The following is a 22,477-nucleotide window of genomic DNA, read 5'->3' on the forward strand; positions in this document are numbered from 1 at the left end:
AATAATTTGCAATCAATCACACCGCAACCGGTGCTTTAATCGTCGGATGATGCTTGTAATCAACCACCTTAAAATCGCTGTAATCGTAGTCAAAAATCGAATCCGCCTTACGAATTTCAAGCTGCGGATACGGGTACGGCTCGCGCGAAAGCTGCTCAAGCACCTGCTCAACGTGATTGTCATAAATATGGCAATCGCCGCCCGTCCACACGAACTCGCCCGGCTCAAGACCTGCTTGCTGAGCCATCATCATCGTCAAAAGCGAGTAAGACGCAATGTTAAACGGCACGCCAAGGAACATATCGCAAGAGCGCTGGTAAAGCTGGCACGAAAGCTTGCCGTCAGCAACGTAAAATTGGAAAAGCGAATGGCAAGGCGGCAACGCCATATGCTCAACTTCCGCAGGATTCCAAGCGCTAACAATCATGCGACGAGAATCCGGGTGATTCTTCATAAGATCCAGCACGTTTGCGATTTGGTCAATTGTACGGTTTGGATTTTCCGCGGTTGGCGCCGGCCAACTCCTCCACTGCACTCCGTAAACAGGACCCAAGTCGCCGTTTTCGTCCGCCCACTCGTCCCAAATGTGAACGCCATTTTCCTGCAACCAACGCACGTTACTCGAACCCTTAAGGAACCAAAGCAACTCGTACGCAAGTCCTTTGAAAAACACGGTTTTCGTGGTGATAAGCGGGAAATATTTGCTAATGTCGAAGCGGATTTGCTGGCCAAAAAGCGAAATCGTACCAGTGCCTGTGCGATCTGATTTTAGAGTGCCTTCCGTGAGGATTTTTCGCACTAAATCCTCGTAAGGAGTTGGGATGCTGGAAAGCGGTTTTTGTGGTACCCGCGCGCGAATTGCTGCAAGTTCTTCTTCTGTTAAAGCCATGCTGCCATGTTAACAAAGCGCTAATAAATTTAAAGAATTGCGCTCGTAAAACCATATGCCTACCACGCAAAACGCTAGATTCGACAATTGAGCACAAAGTTACAATCCTTACGATAACATGAACAAAAACGACTACAGCAAAGGAGCAAAAATGTCTAGAAGATTATGGGTAGAGCGCAACGAGGACGGCACTTGGGAAGCACACAGCAACGACGGTGTGAGCTTGAAGTTTGGTCACGGCGAAGGCATGTTCAACCCGGTTGAATTAATGCAAATCGCTTTAGCTGGTTGCACAGCTCTTAGCAGCCAGTACGCTGCAGAACACGCTATTGGCGAGGGCGCTGGAGCACGAGTTGTAGTAAACGGCACGTACGACGCGGAAGAAGGCACGTACTTGCGTTTTCAAGAAGATGTCACTCTTGACGCAACTTGCGCAAAACCTGCACTCAGCCAGGAAGATGCGTCCGCACTAAAAGAGCGCATGGAACGCCACATTTCCAGGGGTTGTACTGTTAAGCATACGCTCGAAAAAGGCGCGCAAGTTAGCGTAAACGTTACGGTTCGCCGCTAGAATAAGCCAAAAGTCGCGCCAAAAGTCGCGAAAAATCGCACTAAAATCGCACTAAAATCACACTAAAATTCACCACGTGTGGCACAATTGAGTACACAAGATATTTGCGCAATAATGACGCTACGCATGCATGTATGCAACCGGAGGAAACTTTGAAAATCGCTATTTTTACCGAAACGTATCCACCGTACATAAATGGCGTCGCAACACAGTCTTATATGCTCAAAAAGATGTATGAAGAGCTTGGTCATGAAGTGCTAGTAGTCACGGTCGGCTCCGAAAAACAGCGCAAAACCAAACTTGAAGATGGAGTTGTTTACGTTCCGGGCATATTGCTTAAAAAGCTTTACAAATACCGCGTTGCGCTCCCGATTGGTCACATGCGAAAGCAACTTCCTCTTAAATTTAAGCCGGATGTCATTCATATTCAAAACGAATTTGGCATTGGCGAAATCGGCTTGGAAGTAGCAAAAAAAGAGCATATTCCCGTTATTTACACGCTTCACACAGAATACGATAAATTCCTGTTTTACATTGGCTTAAAGCATTTTACTGAGTTCTCTCGCAATATTTCGGCGAAATATTTTATGCGATTCTCGAAAAATGCCACAATTATTACGAGCATGTCTCCTAAAGCACAGGCATATATTGACCGTCAGAAGGTTGATAAAAAAGTAATTGTGCTGAATAACGCTGTGGAATATAAGAAGTTCCTACCAACGCCTGAGCGACTTGCATTCCGCAAAGCTTTCCGCGAAAAATATGGCGTTTCTGACTCTACTAAGCTGTTTGTTTTCGTTGGTAGAATCGGCGCTGAAAAAAATATTTCAGAATTAATTGACAACTTTATGTATTGCGATTTTCCTCGCGAAAAAGCGCGCTTATTTGTTATTGGCGGCGGTCCTGATTTGGAATCGTTGCGCAAGCGCGTGGCAGATAATGGTTTTGACGACAGAATTTGCTTGCTTGGGCCTATTGCTCACACGGAAATTCCAAAGTATTTGCACGCAATGGACTACTACACAACCGCATCACTTTCCGAAATGCACTCACTTTCAATGCTAGAGGCAATGGCTTCCGGTCTGTTTGCGCTTGTAAAGCATGATGTGCCGAATGAGAAGCAGATTATTAGCGGTCAAAACGGGTATCAGTGGGATACTAAGGAAGATTTTAAGACTGTTTTTAGTAAAGTTTTGAATATGAGCGAAGCTGAGCAGGCTCAGCTTAAGGCGAACGTGCTCGAGTATTCGAAAAATAACGATTTTAAGAGCCAAGCGCTTGAGCTGCTTAAGATTTACAAGCGCGCAATCGAGATGAACAAAGAGAAGCTCGCTGAAAAGAAAGCTAAGCGAGATGCCAGGCGCGCGCGTTTTATGCTGAAAAAGCGCGAGAATACTGAAGCGGAGCCGCAAGAGTAGCAAGATTAGACGCTCTCACGCTCCAAACGCTCCAAAACGCGGTCGCGATGACATGCTTGAGCGCAGCACAACGCGTAGGCGGCAGAAACTGTACACCGCTGTAAAGTTTTGGTCGGAATCCGGCTGGCAAACGGCAGAAACTGCACACAGCCGCACAGTTTTCTGCCGTTTTTCGTTACTGGTGCAGATGAGCGACTGCGCACGTAACGACATGCTTTCGCGCTAACGCAGCGGATCGATTGTTTGCTCAATCTCCTTAGCAGCTTCTTTACCAGCCTTCGGCACATCAACCTCATGTACTCCGGAAATATCGTCAATAGACGCTTCAGAATGCTGCTTTTGCGCTGCTGCAACCTGAGCTGCACTAAATTCCACATACTTGCGCGGCACAACGTACACAGGCCTCGAAGAATGCTGCAACAATCCCTGGCTAATCGAACCAAGCAGCAAACCGGTAAAGCCACCGCGACCGCGAGAACCAACAACCACAAGATCATGATTCAAACTAGCCTGAGTCAAAGCTTCAACGGCAGAACCAGGCACAACAGTTCGATGAATTTGCAAATCCGGCAAACGCTGCAAAATTGGCTTCACGCGCTCCTCAAGATCCTCCATGTACGATCCCATAACAGCAGTATCGCCCTCAGCACCTTGCACTCTTGGCACTGCGGAAATAACATCAAGCTCAGCATGCCAGCTATCCGCCAAATCAGCCGCAATTTCAAGAGCTTTAAGCCCCCACTTTGACTCGTCAGAGCCAACAGCCACACGCGTAATCGTATTATTCAAGTGAATACGCTGACCGTCATCGTCAGTGTAAGGCACAACCACAATTGGGCAATACGCATAAGCTGGAAGCGAAGAACTAGTTGTGCCGAGCAAACGCTCTGCCAAGCCACCTTTTCCACGATTACCAATCACAATAAGCTGATAGTTACGAGAAAGTTCCACGAAAACCGAAGAAGGATCGCCCGTAACAATTAGCGTAGTCGCGTCAACTCCCTGCTCAAGAGCAACAGCTTTTGCTTTAGATAGAATTTCTTGCGCATCGTGATGAGCTGCATTATCGTCACCAATCGCAGTGTAGGTGGCATCAAAAGAAACAGCAGCATAACTTGGCAACGAATAAGCGCAAACAATTTGCAATTGCAACCCAGCATGCTTTGCGTAATTTGCAGCCCACCAAACCGCTTTATAACTCGCGTGTGAGCCGTCAACTCCAACCAATACAGCTTTTTCTGGGATCATTGCCAACCTCCTCATACTTGCACTCGCGACAGCAGCGTCACTCGCGCACAACTTGTAAGTACTATTGTAGCGTAATTTTAGATTGAGTGTTGGCAGTTTTGCGATATATAACTACAGAAGCTACAGAAACTATAGAAGCTACAGAATGCGACGAATAGAGTACCCGCCTGGGAACACGTAGCGGATAGGATCGTACTTAGTGCCAGCAAGCTGCGAATTAATTACCATGCCGTTGCCAACATAAATAGAAGCATGCTGCGCATTCGCGATAATATCTCCAGGCTGCGCTTGAGCCAAACTTGGGATTGGAGTTCCAACAGTTGCCTGCGCTCCAGAAGTACGAGGCAAAGAAATACCAACACTAGCAAAAACATACTGCACAAAACCGGAGCAATCCCATCCAGTAGGAGTATTGCCACCGCTGCGATACGGCACTTTGCCTAAGAATTGAGTAGCAAAATTCAAAAGAGAGGCAACAGACTTACCATCAGGAGGAACTACAGAAGCAAGAGGAACCTGTTCAACACCACTGCGGAAACCAGAACGGCTTGCAGTAGCATTTCCAGCAAAAGCACGGCGTGCCGTTTCAGCAGCTTGTTCGCTAGGAGTCTTAGTTTGAGGTACATTCAAGCTTTCTATGCCACCCCAATGAGAATTTGCGTCGACATCAGTAGAAGTAGATTCAGTTAAAATATCGCGACGCACATTCGTCACCTTTGGAAATGCGCGCGTAGAAGTGACAGCTGACTCGGAAAGCTCATGCGAAGATTCTGCCATGGCGAATGGCGCCATAACAGTAAGCATTGAAGCTGCAGCGGCAGCTGATACAAAAACTGAGAAAATTCTACTTTGTTTTAGCATACTTTTTGCAGTATATCATCGGGGCATTACATACGAGAGAAATTAGCAACGCCAGTAACAAGCAAACTCATTTTAGTAATAAACAAACTAATTTTAATAAAGCAGCTTTAGTAACAAAGCTTCAGTAGTACAACTTTAGTAATGAATAAACTGATATTGAGAAACTTCCTTAGCGTCAAACTTGCGCGAGAAAGTTCGTCCTTGGTAAGAAGCACCACATTCAGAAGTTTCAATAGAACCGTCTGAATTAATTTTTTCAACAACTGCAACGTGTCCGTAGAACGGATCAGAACCAGCCTGACCTGAGCGGAACACCATAATATCGCCAACATGACGAGCGGAATTATCTACCCAATAGCCAAGATTGCGCGCAGAATCAGCCCACATATTTCCGTTGCCAAAATGCGAGCCAACAGGCAAACCTAACTGATGGCGACGAACATACACCCACCACGTGCACTGGCTGAACTCATACGCGTTACCAGTATCACCAGTTGCATGATTTGGATTAAAGCCCTTCGGCAAAACATCAAAGTCTTTATCTATCAACAAAGCAACCTTAGGATTATTCGCAGCAGAACGTGACATCTCTGCAATATTAAAGCCTGAACCAGAACCTAAATTCCACGAATCAGACTTCGAAGATATAGTAGAAAAAGTGCCAGGTTGTACCGAATTAGCAACTTTATCGGCTAAGTTTTCATGCTTCGAATTCGAGCGAGCAGAACTACTTTCATTCGCGCCATTTGCAGCATCAGCAGAGTTCGCATTATGCGATTTTTTAGCAGCATTCTCAATAGAGTCAACAGCGTTATTAATAGTTGCCATAGGATCAAGAGACTCGCGTTGGCTAGAACGCGAAACTGTTGAAGATGCGTCGCCAACTGCAGTCATAGATGGCTCAAATTCGGAAGCGCGAGAATCAAAACTATTAACCTTAGTTAAAGCCATAGTAGCTGCAACAGTACCAACCATTGCAACAAGAGAAGTCGAAAGTATTACATTGCGACGACGCTCATTAGCAAGTTTAGACAACCTAAGCGCGCGCCTGCTTTGAGGAACAAGCTCCTGCAAACGCTCAGAAACAGCTTCTGGAAGCTCTACAACAGCACCATTGCTAGTAGCAACCGCAGCCAAACGCTCACTAACACGATTAGCTTGAACAGAACGCATGCCACGCACACTATGCGCACCATGCGCGCCACGCTGAGCTACAAACAGCGAAAGCGGCGAATCTCCATGCCTCTTTGCTTTTGTGGCACCATGTGCAGCATGTCTCATACTAATCACTTTCTTATGTTAAACGTGGAACGCAGCGCACAAACGCCACACCCCCAACTGACTTTCTTTCAATCCTCTATGTGAAAGGTTACAACGTGGTTAGGATGTAAGAAACGCACACAGCCTAAATCCGCTAATTTTCGCGCTTAAGCTGCACTCGTCACACTTAGACTTCGGTAAGTTGTATGGTTGGAAGTATGAAATTTGCACCTATAGTTAATCCTGATGCACGAAAAGCAGCACCAAAACCGCTGCGAGTTGATTTGCGAAAGGTTTTTGCTATAGGAACGATCGCGTGGCTAGTCGCAACAATAATTGCGCTTATCGTTGCGTTACTGCATATTACAACTTGGTTTCCTGTGTTGTTTTGCGCATCGGGAACAATTATTGGCGTTCTGCTATTAATTTGGGAACATTTTGACCGCTGGGACTACAGGCGCTTAGGAAAATAGTTTATTGCTGATTTGCTGAATTATTTACTGCTGATTTGCTGGCTTGCTAACTTACTGATTTTCTAACTTACTAATTTGCTGCTTATTTATTTGCAATTGGTAGCGCAAAACTTACGGTAGTACCCTGCCCCGGCATACTCCAAAGAGTAATATTTCCGTGGTGCGTAAGTGCCACATGCTTGGCAATTGCAAGCCCTAAACCAACGCCATCCTGGCTTTGACTATTTTGATTATTCGCACGATAGAATCGTTCAAAAATTCGCGACTGATCTTGCAAATCAATGCCAACTCCGCGATCTACAACACGGATCACAGCGTATTGACCATCTGTCGATAGTGACGCAGATAGCGAAACTGTAGAATTTTTTGGAGAATACGTAATTGCATTCTCAACTAATTTCCGCACTGCAGCTTGAATTTGCGAAATTTCACCGCGCACGCACAAACGCGAATCGACTTTTGACACAACGCGTACGCAACAATCCTTAGCAAATGAAGCAACTTGATTTTGCACATACGACAAAACATCATTCAAAGAAAATACTTGCGCAGAATCTAAGTCAATAGGATTTTGAGCGCGAACCAGCCACAACAAATCTTCAAGCATGTGCTCAAGTTTCTTGGAAGATTTACCGGCAATTTGCGCAATATCTTTAATTTTTTGCGCAGATACTTGTTCGTTTTGCAAAACTTTCGTAAGCTGAGTTAAGTTGCGAGTAGATCGCATTAACTGCTCAGAAACGTTGGAAATAAAGTCGTCGCGAGTTTGCGCAAAACGGTGAGCTGCACTCGTATCCTCAATAATTACAACTACGATACCGCCTCCAATGCTTCCAGCCGTAACAGTAAGCCAATTAGGGCGCGAAACAGTGGTTGACTCTTGAGGATTTACAGTTATTGACACATAACGCTCAGGTGTCGAAGTAACCAAAGAGAAGCGCTCGAATCCGCCAGAAGCTCGCACGGAATTAACAGCTTGAAGAACGCGAGGCTGGCATAACGAATCATCGCTAACAACACCCAGCAAATAAGCCTCGGAGCTTGCGCGAATTACGTCATTGTTGGCATCAATTACAACAGTTGGCATGTCGAGCATTGCCAAAACTTGGGACGCGTCGTAGCTGATATCGTCACTTGCGTTGTCGCTTGAATCGTCGCTTATGTCGTCGCTTATGTCGTCGCTTTCGTCATACTTTGCGCCACGAATATAATTAAACGCTCGTTTAAAAAGACGGCAAACTGTAGAAAACCAATCCGACATCAACACACACAACGAAAGCACAACGCACAACGCAAGCACGCCGAAAGCAACAAATACAACGATCACAACCGCAGAAGAACCTTGAGGCATACTCCTATAATCTCATACTTTGCGCGCTTTTGTAACTATGCAACTAAAAAGCGGCATAAACTTTACACGGCTGTAAAGTTTCGGTCGAAAATCACCACAAAAACGGCAGAAACTTTACACCGCCGTAAAGTTTCGGTCGCTTCGTTACCAGCGTCGTCTATAATTACATAGGATGCCTGACTTATAGCGACGTGCAAACTAGGCGTTCAAATAAACTCACAGCACTGAGAAAGGACGCACCATGCGAGTAATTTTCAACGAAGAAATGAAGGCAATTGCTTCAAACATCGAACGCATGGCAGAACTTGTAGCAAAAGCTATGAACGATGCTGGAAGCGCGCTTTTAAACGCGGATTTGGAAGCTGCTCAAACTGTTATCGATAAAGACGCAGACTTAGACGCTTTAGAAGCAAACACTATTGACCAATGCTTGACTTTGCTTGCTCGCCAAAACCCTGTGGCAACGGACTTGCGCGAAGTTGTAGCTACAATGCGATTAGCTGCAACGTTTGAACGCATGGGAGATTTAACAAGTCATATCGCTCAAATTACTAGACGAACCTGGCCTGAATCTGCTATTGCACAAGAAGGACGCGAAACTATTGTTGCAATGGTTGATTTCTTGCGCGAACTGTCAGGTCGCTTAACGACCATGGTTGCAAATCGCGACGTGCAAATTGCGGAAACTATTATTGCTGGCGACGATGCGCTCGACAAATTGCACGAGAAGATTTTTGAGCTGGTAGAAGGCGAAAATTGGAAGGGTACGCGCAGGCAGTTAATTGATGTCGTTCTGCTTAGCCGCTTTATTGAGCGAATTGGAGACCATTGCGTTGCCGTCGCAAGGCAAATTGTGTTTATTGTTTCCGGATTCGATCCGTCCAAGAAGCCAGAGCCAGATAAAGACACTGTTGTAGCGTAACGCGGTTACAGCAAAACACGCTACGCAATTTCAAGTTGCACAAAGCGCGCATGAAAATAAAAGTAAACAAAAAGTAGGTTTGCAAATTAATTGCAAACCTACTTTTATTTTAAAAGCTAACTTAAGCTCTCAAAACTAACTTAAGCGCTCCAAAGCCAGCGAATCAGAATCTCACTTCTGACCCTGAGCAGCCACAGCGGCAGCACCGGCAGCAGCAGCTTCTGGATCCAAATACTCACCGCGAGGCTTGATTGGCTTGAAGTTCTCATCCAACTCGTAAAGCAGAGGAATAGCGGTTGGAATGTTCACCTTGGAAATCTCTTCCTCGCTCAAGTTATCGAGCATCTTAACGATTGCGCGCAAGCTGTTGCCGTGAGCAGCAATCATTACAGTCTTGCCGGACTTAAGCTCTGGAATAATATCCGACTCCCAGTAAGGAGTTACGCGAGTCACGACGTTTGCCAAAGCCTCAGTTTCTGGAACTGGTTCGCCAGCATAACGCGGATCGTTAGCCTGGGAATACTGATCATTTGGATCAATCTCAGGAGGTGGAGTTGCGTAAGAGCGACGCCAAATCATGAACTTCTCATCGCCATATTCCTGACGAATTGCAGACTTATTCTTGCCTTGCAAAGCACCGTAGTGACGCTCGTTCAAACGCCAGCTGCGACGAACTGGAATCCAAAGGCGGTCGGCTGCATCAAGCGCGTAATTCGCGGTATTGATAGCACGACGAAGCAAAGAAGTGAACACGATGTCTGGAAGAACGTTCTTCTCTTTAAGAAGCTCGCCACCATGCTTAGCTTCCTCGACACCCTGCTCAGTCAGCGGTACATCAACCCAACCAGTGAACTGATTGGTCTTATTCCATGCGCTCTGACCATGTCGGAGCAATACTAATTTGTATGTCATAATTACCTAGTCTATTCGTTTCATACGACTACTTGCATTAACACTTACATTAACTTTGACTTTGCGTCAACTAGCGAAGAGGCTTTACGAGTGGGAATGTAATTGTTTCGCGAATAGTTGCGCCCGTAAGAGCGATCAGCAAGCGATCAATTCCCATGCCCATGCCGCCAGCAGGAGGCATGCCGACGCCGAGAGCCTCAATGAAGTCCTCATCAATATCCATTGCCTCAACATCGCCAGCCAAAGCATCCTTAGCTTGAGCAACAAAGCGCTCGCGCTGCACAACAGGATCGTTAAGCTCAGAATAGCCGGTTGCAAGCTCAAAGCCGCGCACGTACAAATCCCACTTTTCAACCATTCCAGGCTTCGTGCGGTGACCCTTAACAAGCGGGCTAGTCTCAACTGGGAAGTCACGCACAAACGTTGGCGCGTAAAGCTTATCCTCGTAGAAGTGCTCCCACAAGTGCTCAACCAACTTGCCGTGATTCTCAACTTCGTCGCGCTCAACGCCAAGCTTGTCCGCAATCGCGCCCAAATGCTCAACAGAAGTTTCCGGAGTAATCTCCTCGCCCAAAGCCTCAGAAAGCGAGCCGTACATGGTAATCTGCTTCCATTCGCCACCAAAATCGTACTCTTCGCCGTTAAGCAAAGTCACCTTAGTTGAACCGAAAGCGTCTAGTGCAGCCTTTTGAATCAGCTCCTTGGTAAGAGCAGCAATCGTATCGTAAGTGCCATAAGCCTGGTAAGCCTCAAGCATTGTAAACTCTGGAGCGTGAGTTGCATCCACGCCTTCGTTTCTAAAGTCGCGGTTGATTTCGAACACGCGCTCAATGCCACCAACCAAGCAGCGCTTCAAGAAAAGCTCCGGAGCAATGCGCAAATAAAGATCAATGTCGAAAGCGTTCATGTGAGTTGTGAATGGACGAGCAGCAGCACCGCCGTGAACCGTTTGCAACATTGGAGTTTCGACTTCCAAGAAGTCATGACTGTCGAAAGTACGGCGAAGAGAAGCCACAGCGCGCGAACGCCTGCGAACCATATCGCGAATCTTCTCGTCCGCAATCATGCCAATATATGGCTTACGCGTACGAGTGTCGTCGCTTAATTCCTTGTGCAAAGCCGGAAGCGGCTGCAAAGCCTTAGCTGCAATCGCCCACTCGGTTGCGAATACGGAAAGCTCACCGGTCTTAGAAGAAATCACGCGACCGCGCACGTAAAGGTGGTCGCCCAAATCCACCATCTGCTTGAAGCTTTTAATGGATTCTTCGCCAATTTCCTTCTTGGAAACCATCGCCTGAATCGTAGTACCGTCACCGGCAGAAAGCTTAACAAAGCACAAGCCGCCAGCGTTACGCAAGAAAAGCACGCGGCCTGCAATACCAACCTCAGTATCGGTTTCTTCGCCAGCTTCAAGCTTGCCATCGAAATCAGCACGCACCTTTTCGATAGTATCCGTAACGTTAAGATGCACAGGATAAGGCTGCACGCCTTCCTTAAGCATCATTGCGCGCTTAGCAACGCGCATCTGTACCTGCTCAGGATGAGCTTGCGGTCCAAATTCTTTATTGCTTGGGTCGATTGCTTCATCCAGAGTTGCGCCTTCGTTTACGCGCTTGGCGATTGCTTCGTCTTGAGCGAGTAACATTTCGGCATGTTCAACAGTGTCAATTTCATTGACGGTATCTGTTGCTTCGTTTTCTGCTGCATTTTTATCGGCAGATTCTGCGGCACTTTGCGCGGCAGACATTGCAGTATTGGTGTCAGTCATAAACGCTAATTGTAGCCAGTAGGTAATACAGGTTTTATACGCGACTTGCAGTGCTAATTTGCGATATGTTTACACAGAAGCTGTAGCGATAATTTGTAATATGTTTACAAAGGAATTCCGCAGCTTGTACGCAATATACTTGCGCGGGACTTACTTTGCGCAACTTGCACACGCTTTACAATAATTTGTATTAGCCAACCTGTAACATTACGGACGTTGTTAGAACTTTTATGCGCATATGCTTTCGCGAGTTTCAGCATCGGGCTGTAGCGCAGTTTGGTAGCGCGCTTCGTTCGGGACGAAGAGGCCGCGGGTTCAAATCCCGCCAGCCCGACTTTTGATTTCCAGAATCACCCCCCCCCCACCGCAATTCCGACGTTTCCTATACAAGGCTGTAAAATTTCTGCCGCTATTTCGCACGCAAACGACTTTTTCTTTACACGTGTGTAAAGTTTCTGCCGGTTTTTGACGCGAAGGCGGCATAAACTGCGCGCGGCTGTAAAGTTTCTGCCGGTTTTTGACGTAAAAACGGCAGTTTCTTTACATGACTGTAAAGTTGAAGTCGATTGATTGTGAACAAGCGCAATAGCAAGGGGGCTTTGATGGAGAACGCTGCGCAATTTTATAACGAGCTTGACGAAATGTTTGCGAATCACGCGGGCGCTGACGCGATCGAGACGTATCTTTTGCGAAAACTTGCCGAAGCCAATCCCCTGCAGCTTTCAGTTCTCAACGAACTCATGGGATTTTATAGATCGCGCGGAGAGCACGCAAAAAACAAGCCAATCATTGATAAGGCGCTAGATTTGGCAAAGAAGATGGATTTAGCTGGCACCGAAGCCGGCACAACCACGCTAATTAACGCCGCCACAAGCCTTCGCGCGGCAGGCAGCTACGATCGCGCCGAAAAAATTTACACTCAAGCTCTTAACGAATCCACCGAAACGCTCGGCGCTAAAAACCGCAAGCTTGCCGCGCTTCACAACAATCTTTCGATGCTTTACAGCGAAACCGGTCGCACTCATGATGCAATTGAGGAGCTCAATCATGCGCTTGAAATTTTGCAAAATACGAGCACGGATCCTGAGCGCGACATCGATATTGCCGCTACGCACACGAATCTTGCGCTTGCAATGTTGCAGGAGTGCTCACAGGAGTGCTCGCATCCTAACACCAGCACAAACAGCAAATCCGCAACTCTTGACTCCGCTTTTGAACACGCTTCGACCAGCGTTCGCATGTACGTCGCGGGGAATAACGAAAATCAGCCGCACTACGCTTCTGCATTGGCAGGTTTTGCGCAAGTACAGTGCGCGCGCGGCGAGTACGCTCAGGCTGAGGAAAGTTACAGTAAGGCACTTGATTTGATTGCGAGATGCTACGGAAAAGATAGCGAATCTTACGCGATTACGGCAGAAAATTTGCGGCAGGCGCGCGAGTTGGCAGAAAAAGTTACGAAAGAATCTACAGAAATTCAAGAATCAGCAAACCAAGATATAACAGAACAACACTCAACGAACTCACACGCAGCAAACCAGAACGCAGCAAACCATAATATAAAAACTGGCATGCAATTAGCGCAATCATATTGGCAAACTTACGGAAAGCCGTTACTTGATCAGCCAAAATTTGCGAAATACAAAAACCGCATAGCTGCAGGATTAGTTGGTCATGGATCGGAATGTTACGGTTTTGACGACGAGATTTCGCGCGATCACGATTTTGGACCAGGATTCTGCTTATGGCTTACCGACGAAGATTACGCGGAAATCGGCGCGGATTTGCAGACTGCTTACGACGCACTTCCGCGAAAATACGCCGGTTTTGGCTCTCGCAACGAAACACCGCGCGCTAAATCATGCGAAAGCAGCAAGCGCGTCGGAGTATTTCGCATAAGCGAATTTTTTGAAAATCTAACCGGCTTCCCCACCGCTCCAAGCCAAAACGAGCCGCACTTATGGCTATCGCTAAGCGAGTCAACGCTTGCAGCAGCGACGAATGGCAAAATTTTCGCGGACCCTCTTGGAGAGTTCTCAAAGGCGCGCCAAAGCTTCAAGCTCATGCCGGACGACGTGCGAATCTCACTAATCTCGCGCAGACTTGGCATGATGGCTCAAGCAGGTCAATACAATGTTCCACGAATGCTAGCACGCAAAGACGCTTCCGCAGCGTGTCTTTCTATCAACGAATTCGTGCGCGCAACCGCTTCACTCGTGTTTTTGCTCAACAATCCCGTAACTGCAGGCTACTTGCCGTACTACAAGTGGCAGTTTGCAGCATTGCGCAAGCTCAGCAATCGCATGGCTTCTAGGCTTCCGGAAGTGTGCAGCAAACTTGAGTCGATAATGCAACTTTCTTCCGCTGCTTGCTTTGGCGGAGACGGCTCCGGCGGAGACGGTTTTGGCGAAGGCGGCAAGGGCGCTGGACTTGCGCAAAAGCAAGTTTCGCAAATAATTGACAGCATTTGCGAGGATATTGTGCGCGAACTGCAATACGAGGGCTTAAGCGATTGCGACGAAACTTTTTTGGAATGGCAACGGCCGTATGTTGAAGCGCATATTAATTCGCGTGCGGCGTGCTTAAGGAGCTTATGATGTACGATTTATCAGCAAATCCGAAAACGCAAAATCTTCCGAAAACGCAAAATCCGAGAACACAAAAGCTTGCGGAAGAAATCACTAAACTCGAGTGGGATCAGTTCCAGCTCACGCAAAACGAAGGCGGACGCGCGAATTGCCAAGGAAACTGGCCAACTTTTCGCATTATGCGCATGAGTCAATTTTTGGCGTGGCCGCTTGATTTGCAGGAGTCTTATAAACAGGATCTTGAGCGCGCGAATAGCGATGGACGCAATTTGATTACGGAAAAGTATGCGCGAATGATGGAGTCGACTGCGCCGGAAATTTTTGAGCGCACGATTAAGCCTTATATTAAGCCGATTTTGGAGCCTAGAAAAAGCGCGCAGGAGCAGATTATTTTAACGCAAGTCGAGTGGGCTGCGGATTTTCGCAATCGCTACCCGCATTTAGGTCTTGCGATGCGCGTGCTTAAAACTAGCGAGGATACGGCAGAAAATACGTCTTTTGAAACGTATTTGCGAGGCGAATTAAGCACATATTCTGACGCAACTTTCGCAAAATACCAGCGTTTTGTAAATAATTTGCGCACGGAAAATCTAAATCTTACGCAAATGATAATTGCGAATACTGTGCGCATGTATGGCTACGATTCGCTCGAAGCGGCCGAGCGCGCGCAATAAAGTGCTTGAGCGCCGGATTCATTCGTTACGCACGCCAATCACAACCTAGTTTCTAAAGCACCGCCACGCGAACCTGCCCTGCCTTCGTCAATCGAGACGAAGGCAGACCTCGCTTGCGTTGAAAGCAGACTGTGCTTTCAACCCTGAGCAAGCTCGGCGCTCCGAATTGCTTTCGTGCGCTAAATCGCAGCGCTCAAGCAGGTCGTCGCGCACGCGCGCAGCTTAAGAATAAAGCAACGACGCTGCAGAAGCGGCGCGAGAATCACTTTCGAGAAAAAGCGTGGAAGCAGCAGAAAGACCGGCGTGTTGCAAAAACGCGCGGTAAAGCATTACGTCAGGTTTGCGCGAATGCGATTCGTAAGATGCACAAACACCGTTTAACTCACCGAGTATTGGGCAAGTTTTGCGCGCGCAGTTTAACCAATCGCAAGAAGCGTTACCAAGTGCCCACACGCGCACGCCGCTCGCAATCAACTCGCGTGCCACAGCCGAAGCATCCGCGCGCTCGCCAGCAAAACCACGCTCGAAACGCTCAAAATACAAGCGATATAGCCACGTAACTGCCGGTCCGTGATGCTCATCAAACGAATCCATCGCTTGCTTTCTGCTCCACCCAGCCTCGCGCAATGACTCGTGAAACTCAAAACCCCATTCCGGCTCGAAACTAAAGAGCACTTCCCCAATAAAATCCGGATAATCTGCATCCAGAGTGCGGCGCACATCCCAATCTACAAGCAATTGCAAGTCGAAAACAACGTCAGTCATTCCGCGCGAAGCATACTCGCTGATACTATTTTTGCGCACATCACTTATTTCGCGAATATCACAGATACCGCTTGCACTAACTGCTTTTATTTCAGCGCCCATAATTCCCACTTGTGCAATACGTTGCTTTCAAAACAAAACAGCAAAACAGAAACAACAAAACAAAACAGCACACCAACCAAATACTCACACAGTTGGCGGAATACCGGCACTCATCGACGCATCGCCAACTACGCCAGAACCGTACATTCCTGCAGCAAAACTCGCTTGCAAACTGTTGAGATTGTAGCCAAGCGCCTCAAGCTGCGCGCGACCGTCCTCATTAATGTTTTCAACGCTCCAACGCGGCTTCCACGTCCAATCAATACGAAACTCTTCCACCAAGCCTGCGAGCGCATTCGCACACTCATCCTCAATCAATTCAGTTAACGGACATGCAGGAGTAGTAAGCGTCATAGTAATAATTGCGCGCCCAAGCTCATCAATTTCAATGCCATAAACCAAGCCCAAATCAACCACATCAATGCCAAGCTCAGGATCCACAACATCGTGTAAAGCGTCTAAAATATCATCTTCTGTAACTCGTCCAATGTCATTCGCGCTTAAATTCGCAGGATGCGTTTCATGCGTCACCTCAGATGCTGATTGATTTTCTGCCATAATATTCCTTGCTTTTACGTTACATAAAGATTTTATAGTTCTTTCATAGCCTTTGCAATGCTATCTTTTAAGCCTTCCCACGCCAAAAGCGCGCACTTAATTCGCATTGGGTAGCGCGATACGCCTTGCAAAACCATTGCATCTTCCAGCGCATCTTCGTCCTCTTCATTTTCAAAACCTTCGCCGCGAGATTCCATAAGTTTGTGGAAAAGCGCGTCTAATCGCAAAGCTTCGTCAACCGACTTTCCTTCGACTAAATCAACCATCATTGAAAGGCTTGCCTGCGAAATCGAGCAGCCATGACCATCCCACTTAATACTTGATACTATTGGAGTTTCGTCATTATTTGCGCTGCGTGAAAGCTCCACGCGCATTGTGACTTCGTCGCCGCAAGTTGGATTGAATTGGTGCGATTGACCTAAAGCAGAGTTTTCGCCAGCTGCAACGCAACTTTCGTGAGCATTATTTAAGGTAATTTCGGCAGATTTTGTATTTCCTGCAGATTCTTGAGATTCTTCCTGCAATTCCGCTTGTGCGAGCTCGTCCGTACTTTCGAAATGAGTTTTGCCATGCGGATTTCGCGCAGCATCCAAAATTACTTCTTGGTACATGCTTTCTAAGCCGTCACCAGCCGCATCTGCAAAACCAGCACCTGTTGTACCAAAACCCATATCAAACATACGCTCTCCTTACCTACTCACTAACTCGTTGACTCGCCGATTCGATTGACTAACTCGCTAACTTCTCCAACTCGCTCGCTAACAATATTATGCGCCAAAGTAGGCGCGAACGTGTGAGACTGCTTCAACAAGCGCACGAGCCTCGTCAACTGTATTGTAAACACCAACAGACGCGCGATTCGAAGCGTACACACCAAAATGACGGTGAATCGGCTGAGCACAATGGTGCCCGACGCGAATCGCAATGCCCTGCGCGTCCAAAAACTGTCCAACATCGTGCGGATGCACGCCCTCAACTTCAAAAGCAACTGTGCCAATTCGATTCTCTAAATCAGTCGGACCCAAAACGCGCACGCCTGGAACATCTTGCAATTTTAGCAATTCTACAGCAATTTCCTGCTCATGCTCTGCAACTCGGTTCATATCCAACGCGCGCAGCCAATCCGCTGCAACTCCTGCCGCAACCATTTGCGCAACAGGCTGAGTTCCAGCCTCAAAGCGGTAAGGCGCATCCATGTATTGCGCCGGCTTGTTAAGCCAAGCAAGCTCCACCATTGAGCCGCCAAAATTCGCAGGCGGAAGCGCATTCAAAAGCTCGCGACGACCATACAAGAATCCAACTCCTGTAGGACCATACATTTTATGCGCGCTAAATGCCGCAAAATCAACGTCTAATGCGTGAAAATCAACTGGAATATGCGGAACTGACTGGCATGCGTCAAGCACAAAAATCGCGCCGACTTCGTGAGCGCGCTTGCAAATCGACGAAACGTCCGTAATAGCGCCAGTAACGTTGCTAATATGCGTAACTGCAACGATTTTCGTGCGCTCGTCAATAATTGTTCGCAAATAATCTGCATCCGTGCGCACGCGACCGTCTTCTGTTACATCAATCCAGCGAAGCTCAGCCCCCGTGCGAAGAGCCAGCTCTTGGAATGGAAGCAAAACAGAATGGTGATCCGCGCGAGATACGACTATTACATCGCCTTCTTGAAGCGCAAAATTTTTGCGGAAATCACTTTTAGAATCAGCCAGATCACTACTGTCTTTTTTGCAAATTCTCGCCTTCGCACTAGCGTTACCAATAGCAGTTGCAAGAAGATTAAGAGCGCCCGTAGCTCCCGGAGTAACAATAATTTCCTCGCTGCCAGCATCTGCGCACGCTCCAACAAGCAACGCAACTTTCGCGCGCGCTTGTTCAAACGCAACCGTCGAAAGTGCAGCCAACTCGTGCGCTCCCCTGTGCACACCAGCGTTAATTGTTTCGTAAAACTCTTTTTCAGCGTCGATTACAACTTGCGGCTTTTGCGAAGTAGCTGCAGAATCCAAGTAAATCAAAGGTTTTCCGTGCACAGTATCGTGAAGCGAAGTGCCGTGAACCGTGCGACTTAAAATCAGAAACTGCGAGCGCAAATCGCTAAATTCTCGCATAATATTTTCTGTAGTCACTGTAGTCATATTAAACCGCTATTTTAACGCTATTTTTACGAATATACAGATAGATTAAACTGCACTTGAACCGCGCTTAAGCCAGCGCCGACTCGGTTGTACCTTCCGGCAAATACTTGTCGTAGCCTTCTTCTTCTAGCTCGTCCGCAAGCTCCGGTCCTGCAGTCTTTACAAAGTGACCTTGCGCAAAAACATGCACAATATCCGGCTTAATATACTTGAGAATTCGTGTGTAATGCGTGACCATCATAATGCCCAAACCGGTGTTTTCTTTGGCGCGATTCACACCTTCAGACACAATTCGAAGCGCGTCAACATCCAAACCAGAATCAGTTTCGTCCAAAATTGCAAACTTCGGCTTCAAAAGCTCTAATTGCAAAACTTCCGCGCGCTTCTTTTCGCCGCCAGAGAATCCTTCGTTTACAGAACGCGACGCAAATTTTGGATCCATTCGAAGCTTTTTCATAGCCTCGCTAAGTTCTTTAACCCAGCTTCTTAAAGATGGAGCTTTGCCTTCGACTTCAGTTTTTGCAGTACGAAGGAAGTTCGTCATAGATACGCCCGGTACCTCTACCGGGTATTGCATTGCGAGGAACAGTCCGGCTTTTGCGCGCTCGTCAGGAGTCATTTTCAAAATATCTTCGCCGTCGAGAAGAACTTGACCGGAATCGACTTCATACTTTGGGTGCCCTGCCAAAGTGTATGCAAGAGTAGACTTTCCAGATCCGTTAGGACCCATAATTGCGTGAGTTTCGCCAGAATTAACTGTAAGGTTTACGCCTTTTAAGATTTGTTTGCGACCTTCTTTTGTTTCTACAGAAGCGTACAAATCCTTAATTTCCAAAGTTGACATGTTTTTCTCCTATTCTTCCGTTCTTGCAAGACGGCGCTCAATTGCCTTCATTAAGTGATCAACAATTTCCGGAACGCCAATTTCTTCAATAAGCTCGTTAAAGAATCCACGCACAACAAGCTTTCTGGCTTCAATCTCACTAACTCCGCGCGATTGCAAGTAGAAAAGCTCTTCGTCGTCAAATCTACCGACTGAACTTGCGTGACCGGCACCAATAATATTTCCGTTTTCAATTTCCAAATTCGGCTCAGAATCAGCGATTGCTCCAGGAGTGAGCACCAAATTACGATTCAACTCATACGAATCTGTGCCAGGAGCTTCCGGCTTAATAAGCGCGTTTCCAACCCAAGTTGAATGCGCGCCCTTTCCTTCCAAAGCACCCTTGTACACTACTCGCGACTTGCATTCCGGATAATTGTGCACAACCATCGTGCGATGCTCAACATGCTCGCCCGGATCCACAAAATACATGCCGAGCATGTTCAAATCGCCCTGCTCGCCGCCAAAATCCTGATCCATGCGAATGCGCACAACATCTCCGCCAAGAGTGACCATCGTGTGGCGAAGCGAAGCTCCCTCCCCAACGTGAATACGCTGGTTTCCAACGTGCTTGCTGCCCGAATCCCACTCTTGAATAAATGTAGTAGAAACGTGCGCGTGTTTTCCGAGGATAATTTCCACACCTTCTGCAAGTTTCGCGCAGCCGGTATGTTCGATAATAATGTCAGCATTCGAGCGAGAATCCGCTTCAATTACTAAGTGCAGTGCGTCAAGCGCATTAACATTATTACCCTGAATTTTCAGCACGATTGGCTTTTTAATTTCGCCAGATACGTGAAGCACGCGCGCTTGTTTCGTTGCATTCCACGCAACTGCAGCCGCGCGATCAGAAGGCTTCATTTCGGTGTGAGGAGCCTCGTTTTGCGGCTTTACTTGCAAACTTACGGAACCGTCGCTTCCAACATAAGAATCATCCAAAGCAGCTCCACCAACGCCTTCAAGCGTTACTTGAATGCTATTAGATGGTTCAAAACGCTCGAAAAACTCGGAAATTCGCTCAACTGGAGTGTATCGCCAATCTTCCTGCTTACGCGTTGGAATCGCAAAATCTTCCACGTTGAACGAGCGCACGGATTTGTCTGCGCTAGAAGGCATTGCCGCAGGAACCGCATACGGATCATTAGGATCTGCTACAGGAATAGTAATTTCTTTTTCCGTCATTTTATTGCCTAAATTCTCTTTTAAATCTTCGCTCATCAGCCCACGGATCCTTCCATTTGCAACTCAACTAAGCGATTCAACTCAAGCGCGTACTCCATTGGAAGTTCGCGGCTAATCGGCTCTACGAAGCCGCGAACAATCATGCCCATAGCCTCTTTTTCTTCAAGCCCTCGACTCATCAAGTAGAAAAGCTGATCCTCCGAAACCTTGGAAACAGTGGCCTCGTGAGCCATTGAAACGTCGTCTTCACGCACGTCAACATGCGGATAAGTATCCGACCTCGAAAAATCGTCAACAAGCAAAGCATCGCACACAACAGACGAACTAGAGCCCTTCGCGCCCTTAATAATCTTCACAAGACCGCGGTAAGCTGAACGTCCGCCGCCGCGCGAAATCGACTTAGCAACAATCGTTGAACTCGTGTGCGGAGCCAAATGAATCATTTTCGCACCCGTATCTTGATACTGACCGCGTCCAGCAAAGCTCAAAGACATAGTTTCTGCTTTTGCGTACGGCTCAGCAAGAATGCAAGCAGGATACTTCATAGTAGCTTTGGAGCCGATGTTGCCGTCAACCCACTCCATTGTGCCGCCTTCGCGCACGTAAGCTCGCTGAGTTACCAAGTTATACACGTTATTTGACCAGTTTTGAACGGTTGTGTATCGCACGCGCGCATGCTTTTCCACAACAATTTCAACGTTTGCAGCGTGAAGAGAATCCGTGGAATAAATTGGAGCCGTGCAACCCTCAACATAATGCACGTAAGAGCCTTCGTCTGCAATAATCAACGTGCGCTCAAACTGACCCATGTTCGGCGTATTAATGCGGAAGTAAGCCTGAAGCGGAATATCCACGTGCACGCCTTTTGGAACGTACACGAACGAGCCACCACTCCAAGCCGCTGTGTTAAGAGCCGCAAACTTGTTGTCGTCAACTGGAATCACAGTTGCAAAATACTTTTTTACAAGCTCCGGATACTTTTGCACTGCTGTATCCGTATCAACAAAAATTACGCCTTGCGCAGCCAAGTCTTCGCGAATCGAATTGTAAATAACTTCCGACTCATACTGTGCTGCAACGCCTGAAACTAAGCGCTTTTTCTCAGCTTCCGGAATGCCGAGCCTGTCGTAAGTTTTGCGAATATCTTCTGGCAAATCGTCCCAAGTTTTCGCTTGATCGTGAACCGGACGCACGTAGTATTTAAAATCATCCGCGTCAAAACCGCTTAAATCCACGCCCCAATCCGGCATCGGCTTTTGCAAAAATGCGCGGTAACCTTGCAAACGAAGATTTAGCATCCATTCCGGCTCGTGCTTGTCAGCGGAAATTGCACGAACAACCGACTCGTCAATACCCTTCTTCGCAGCCTCACCTGCAGCATCCGAATCATGCCAACCGTAATTGTAATCGCCAAATTCAGCAACAATCTGTTCGTCTTGACGTATTTTCTCTTCGTTTACGCGAGCGCGATCTGCCACATACTGGCTCATCTCAACGTCTGCAGCTTTATTTTTTGCTGAATTATTGCCATCACTTGCTGCAACGCTTGGATCGCCAGTAACGCCAGTATCATTCATATTGCCAGCATCGCTCATATTGCTAGTATCGCTCATAAAGCCTGTTACACCTCCATACTTAACGCACACCTGCGCGCGGTACGTATTAATTGGCAAAAGCTGCTCCCCAAAGCGCTACTTTTGCACTCTCCCCACTCAATTATCACCTATCTAAGGTTACCGCGTAATGCGATTTCTTGGTATAGCCGTGTTACGTGCAAAACGTAATGTTTATCACAATCTAATAAAACATAAACGGCAGAAACTTTACGCAAGTGTAAAGAAAAGGTCGTTTACGCACCAAAAAACGGCAGAAACTTTACAACGCTGTAAAGAAAAAGTCGTTTACGAATTAAAAAGC

20 protein-coding genes and 1 tRNA gene are annotated in these 22,477 nt (G+C 47.2%); 7 read left to right on the plus strand and 14 right to left on the minus strand.

Annotation, left to right across the window (positions count from 1 at the left end):
- Nucleotides 1-16: 16 nt before the first annotated feature.
- On the minus strand, nt 17-889 hold the full coding sequence (locus tag HXT58_RS04180) for a thymidylate synthase (RefSeq protein WP_004105202.1): 873 nt from the start codon (nt 887-889) through the stop codon (nt 17-19).
- A 151-nt stretch (nt 890-1,040) separates the two neighbouring features.
- On the opposite strand from HXT58_RS04180, the gene HXT58_RS04185 reads away from it, so the two are divergent.
- Both HXT58_RS04185 and HXT58_RS04190 read left to right on the plus strand, forming a co-directional pair.
- On the plus strand, nt 1,041-1,460 hold the full coding sequence (locus tag HXT58_RS04185) for an OsmC family protein (RefSeq protein WP_032842320.1): 420 nt from the start codon (nt 1,041-1,043) through the stop codon (nt 1,458-1,460).
- Nucleotides 1,461-1,612: 152 nt separating this feature from the next.
- Entirely contained in the window at nt 1,613-2,878 is a 1,266-nt protein-coding gene (locus HXT58_RS04190; protein ID WP_421775657.1) for a glycosyltransferase, read from the plus strand.
- A gap of 222 nt (nt 2,879-3,100) precedes the next feature.
- On the opposite strand, the gene HXT58_RS04195 is transcribed toward HXT58_RS04190, so the two are convergent.
- The 3 genes from HXT58_RS04195 to HXT58_RS04205 form a co-directional block, all read right to left on the minus strand.
- Nucleotides 3,101-4,126: a universal stress protein gene (locus HXT58_RS04195; RefSeq protein WP_004105206.1), complete on the minus strand. Its 1,026-nt coding sequence runs from the start codon at nt 4,124-4,126 to the stop codon at nt 3,101-3,103.
- A 138-nt stretch (nt 4,127-4,264) separates the two neighbouring features.
- Entirely contained in the window at nt 4,265-4,987 is a 723-nt protein-coding gene (locus HXT58_RS04200) for a C40 family peptidase (protein ID WP_410295121.1), read from the minus strand.
- 135 nt (nt 4,988-5,122) lie between these two features.
- Complete coding sequence (locus HXT58_RS04205) at nt 5,123-6,268, minus strand: CHAP domain-containing protein (protein ID WP_004119219.1); 1,146 nt, start codon at nt 6,266-6,268, stop codon at nt 5,123-5,125.
- Nucleotides 6,269-6,453: 185 nt separating this feature from the next.
- Here HXT58_RS04205 and HXT58_RS04210 point away from each other — a divergent pair, with 185 nt between their 5' ends.
- Nucleotides 6,454-6,720, plus strand: a complete 267-nt coding sequence (locus tag HXT58_RS04210; RefSeq protein ID WP_004105210.1) for a DUF2530 domain-containing protein — start codon at nt 6,454-6,456, stop codon at nt 6,718-6,720.
- 82 nt (nt 6,721-6,802) lie between these two features.
- On the opposite strand, the gene HXT58_RS04215 is transcribed toward HXT58_RS04210, so the two are convergent.
- Nucleotides 6,803-8,071, minus strand: coding sequence for a sensor histidine kinase (locus HXT58_RS04215; RefSeq protein WP_415705852.1), 1,269 nt, complete (start codon nt 8,069-8,071; stop codon nt 6,803-6,805).
- A 241-nt stretch (nt 8,072-8,312) separates the two neighbouring features.
- Between HXT58_RS04215 and phoU the strand changes: the two genes are divergently transcribed.
- Complete coding sequence (phoU, locus tag HXT58_RS04220; RefSeq protein WP_004105212.1) at nt 8,313-8,993, plus strand: phosphate signaling complex protein PhoU; 681 nt, start codon at nt 8,313-8,315, stop codon at nt 8,991-8,993.
- A 171-nt stretch (nt 8,994-9,164) separates the two neighbouring features.
- On the opposite strand, the gene HXT58_RS04225 is transcribed toward phoU, so the two are convergent.
- Together HXT58_RS04225 and lysS are read right to left on the minus strand one after the other, a co-directional pair.
- Nucleotides 9,165-9,905: a phosphoglyceromutase gene (locus HXT58_RS04225; RefSeq protein WP_004119231.1), complete on the minus strand. Its 741-nt coding sequence runs from the start codon at nt 9,903-9,905 to the stop codon at nt 9,165-9,167.
- Between the two features lie 70 nt (nt 9,906-9,975).
- Complete coding sequence (gene lysS / locus HXT58_RS04230) at nt 9,976-11,673, minus strand: lysine--tRNA ligase (RefSeq protein WP_004105214.1); 1,698 nt, start codon at nt 11,671-11,673, stop codon at nt 9,976-9,978.
- 260 nt (nt 11,674-11,933) lie between these two features.
- Here lysS and HXT58_RS04235 point away from each other — a divergent pair.
- From HXT58_RS04235 to HXT58_RS04245, 3 genes are all read left to right on the plus strand, one after another.
- A tRNA-Pro gene (locus HXT58_RS04235) sits at nt 11,934-12,007 on the plus strand.
- Between the two features lie 268 nt (nt 12,008-12,275).
- On the plus strand, nt 12,276-14,267 hold the full coding sequence (locus HXT58_RS04240; protein ID WP_174164180.1) for a DUF4037 domain-containing protein: 1,992 nt from the start codon (nt 12,276-12,278) through the stop codon (nt 14,265-14,267).
- Complete coding sequence (locus tag HXT58_RS04245) at nt 14,267-14,932, plus strand: DUF4125 family protein (RefSeq protein WP_415705851.1); 666 nt, start codon at nt 14,267-14,269, stop codon at nt 14,930-14,932. Before HXT58_RS04240 ends, HXT58_RS04245 begins: the two co-directional genes overlap by 1 nt.
- Nucleotides 14,933-15,154: 222 nt before the next feature.
- On the opposite strand, the gene HXT58_RS04250 is transcribed toward HXT58_RS04245, so the two are convergent.
- The 7 genes from HXT58_RS04250 to sufB all read right to left on the minus strand — a co-directional run bounded on the left by HXT58_RS04250 (nt 15,155) and on the right by sufB (nt 22,137).
- Nucleotides 15,155-15,799, minus strand: coding sequence for an HAD family hydrolase (locus HXT58_RS04250; protein ID WP_180947422.1), 645 nt, complete (start codon nt 15,797-15,799; stop codon nt 15,155-15,157).
- A gap of 84 nt (nt 15,800-15,883) precedes the next feature.
- Nucleotides 15,884-16,357, minus strand: a complete 474-nt coding sequence (locus HXT58_RS04255) for a metal-sulfur cluster assembly factor (protein WP_064340461.1) — start codon at nt 16,355-16,357, stop codon at nt 15,884-15,886.
- 32 nt (nt 16,358-16,389) lie between these two features.
- Complete coding sequence (gene sufU / locus HXT58_RS04260) at nt 16,390-17,037, minus strand: Fe-S cluster assembly sulfur transfer protein SufU (protein WP_116442614.1); 648 nt, start codon at nt 17,035-17,037, stop codon at nt 16,390-16,392.
- A gap of 87 nt (nt 17,038-17,124) precedes the next feature.
- Nucleotides 17,125-18,468: a SufS family cysteine desulfurase gene (locus HXT58_RS04265; RefSeq protein ID WP_162861599.1), complete on the minus strand. Its 1,344-nt coding sequence runs from the start codon at nt 18,466-18,468 to the stop codon at nt 17,125-17,127.
- 94 nt (nt 18,469-18,562) lie between these two features.
- Nucleotides 18,563-19,339: a Fe-S cluster assembly ATPase SufC gene (gene sufC / locus HXT58_RS04270; RefSeq protein WP_004105229.1), complete on the minus strand. Its 777-nt coding sequence runs from the start codon at nt 19,337-19,339 to the stop codon at nt 18,563-18,565.
- A gap of 9 nt (nt 19,340-19,348) precedes the next feature.
- Entirely contained in the window at nt 19,349-20,596 is a 1,248-nt protein-coding gene (sufD, locus tag HXT58_RS04275) for a Fe-S cluster assembly protein SufD (protein WP_101885912.1), read from the minus strand.
- Entirely contained in the window at nt 20,596-22,137 is a 1,542-nt protein-coding gene (sufB, locus tag HXT58_RS04280; protein WP_100066584.1) for a Fe-S cluster assembly protein SufB, read from the minus strand. Before sufB ends, sufD begins: the two co-directional genes overlap by 1 nt.
- Nucleotides 22,138-22,477 lie beyond the last annotated feature (340 nt).

The organism is Gardnerella sp. KA01000 (genome assembly GCF_049244035.1).
In the GTDB taxonomy this organism is placed as follows: Bacteria; Actinomycetota; Actinomycetes; order Actinomycetales; family Bifidobacteriaceae; genus Bifidobacterium; species Bifidobacterium leopoldii.

What these genes read in the sequence shown, in the direction of transcription:
- HXT58_RS04180 (WP_004105202.1), bottom strand. Translation starts at nt 889, where the DNA reads ATGGCTTTAACAGAAGAAGAACTTGCAGCAATTCGCGCGCGGGTACCA.
- HXT58_RS04185 (WP_032842320.1), top strand. Translation starts at nt 1,041, where the DNA reads ATGTCTAGAAGATTATGGGTAGAGCGCAACGAGGACGGCACTTGGGAA.
- HXT58_RS04195 (WP_004105206.1), bottom strand. Translation starts at nt 4,126, where the DNA reads ATGATCCCAGAAAAAGCTGTATTGGTTGGAGTTGACGGCTCACACGCG.
- HXT58_RS04200 (WP_410295121.1), bottom strand. Translation starts at nt 4,987, where the DNA reads ATGCTAAAACAAAGTAGAATTTTCTCAGTTTTTGTATCAGCTGCCGCT.
- HXT58_RS04205 (WP_004119219.1), bottom strand. Translation starts at nt 6,268, where the DNA reads ATGAGACATGCTGCACATGGTGCCACAAAAGCAAAGAGGCATGGAGAT.
- HXT58_RS04210 (WP_004105210.1), top strand. Translation starts at nt 6,454, where the DNA reads ATGGTTGGAAGTATGAAATTTGCACCTATAGTTAATCCTGATGCACGA.
- HXT58_RS04215 (WP_415705852.1), bottom strand. Translation starts at nt 8,071, where the DNA reads ATGCCTCAAGGTTCTTCTGCGGTTGTGATCGTTGTATTTGTTGCTTTC.
- phoU (WP_004105212.1), top strand. Translation starts at nt 8,313, where the DNA reads ATGCGAGTAATTTTCAACGAAGAAATGAAGGCAATTGCTTCAAACATC.
- HXT58_RS04225 (WP_004119231.1), bottom strand. Translation starts at nt 9,905, where the DNA reads ATGACATACAAATTAGTATTGCTCCGACATGGTCAGAGCGCATGGAAT.
- lysS (WP_004105214.1), bottom strand. Translation starts at nt 11,673, where the DNA reads ATGACTGACACCAATACTGCAATGTCTGCCGCGCAAAGTGCCGCAGAA.
- HXT58_RS04240 (WP_174164180.1), top strand. Translation starts at nt 12,276, where the DNA reads ATGGAGAACGCTGCGCAATTTTATAACGAGCTTGACGAAATGTTTGCG.
- HXT58_RS04245 (WP_415705851.1), top strand. Translation starts at nt 14,267, where the DNA reads ATGTACGATTTATCAGCAAATCCGAAAACGCAAAATCTTCCGAAAACG.
- HXT58_RS04250 (WP_180947422.1), bottom strand. Translation starts at nt 15,799, where the DNA reads ATGGGCGCTGAAATAAAAGCAGTTAGTGCAAGCGGTATCTGTGATATT.
- HXT58_RS04255 (WP_064340461.1), bottom strand. Translation starts at nt 16,357, where the DNA reads ATGGCAGAAAATCAATCAGCATCTGAGGTGACGCATGAAACGCATCCT.
- sufU (WP_116442614.1), bottom strand. Translation starts at nt 17,037, where the DNA reads ATGTTTGATATGGGTTTTGGTACAACAGGTGCTGGTTTTGCAGATGCG.
- HXT58_RS04265 (WP_162861599.1), bottom strand. Translation starts at nt 18,468, where the DNA reads ATGCGAGAATTTAGCGATTTGCGCTCGCAGTTTCTGATTTTAAGTCGC.
- sufC (WP_004105229.1), bottom strand. Translation starts at nt 19,339, where the DNA reads ATGTCAACTTTGGAAATTAAGGATTTGTACGCTTCTGTAGAAACAAAA.
- sufD (WP_101885912.1), bottom strand. Translation starts at nt 20,596, where the DNA reads ATGAGCGAAGATTTAAAAGAGAATTTAGGCAATAAAATGACGGAAAAA.
- sufB (WP_100066584.1), bottom strand. Translation starts at nt 22,137, where the DNA reads ATGAATGATACTGGCGTTACTGGCGATCCAAGCGTTGCAGCAAGTGAT.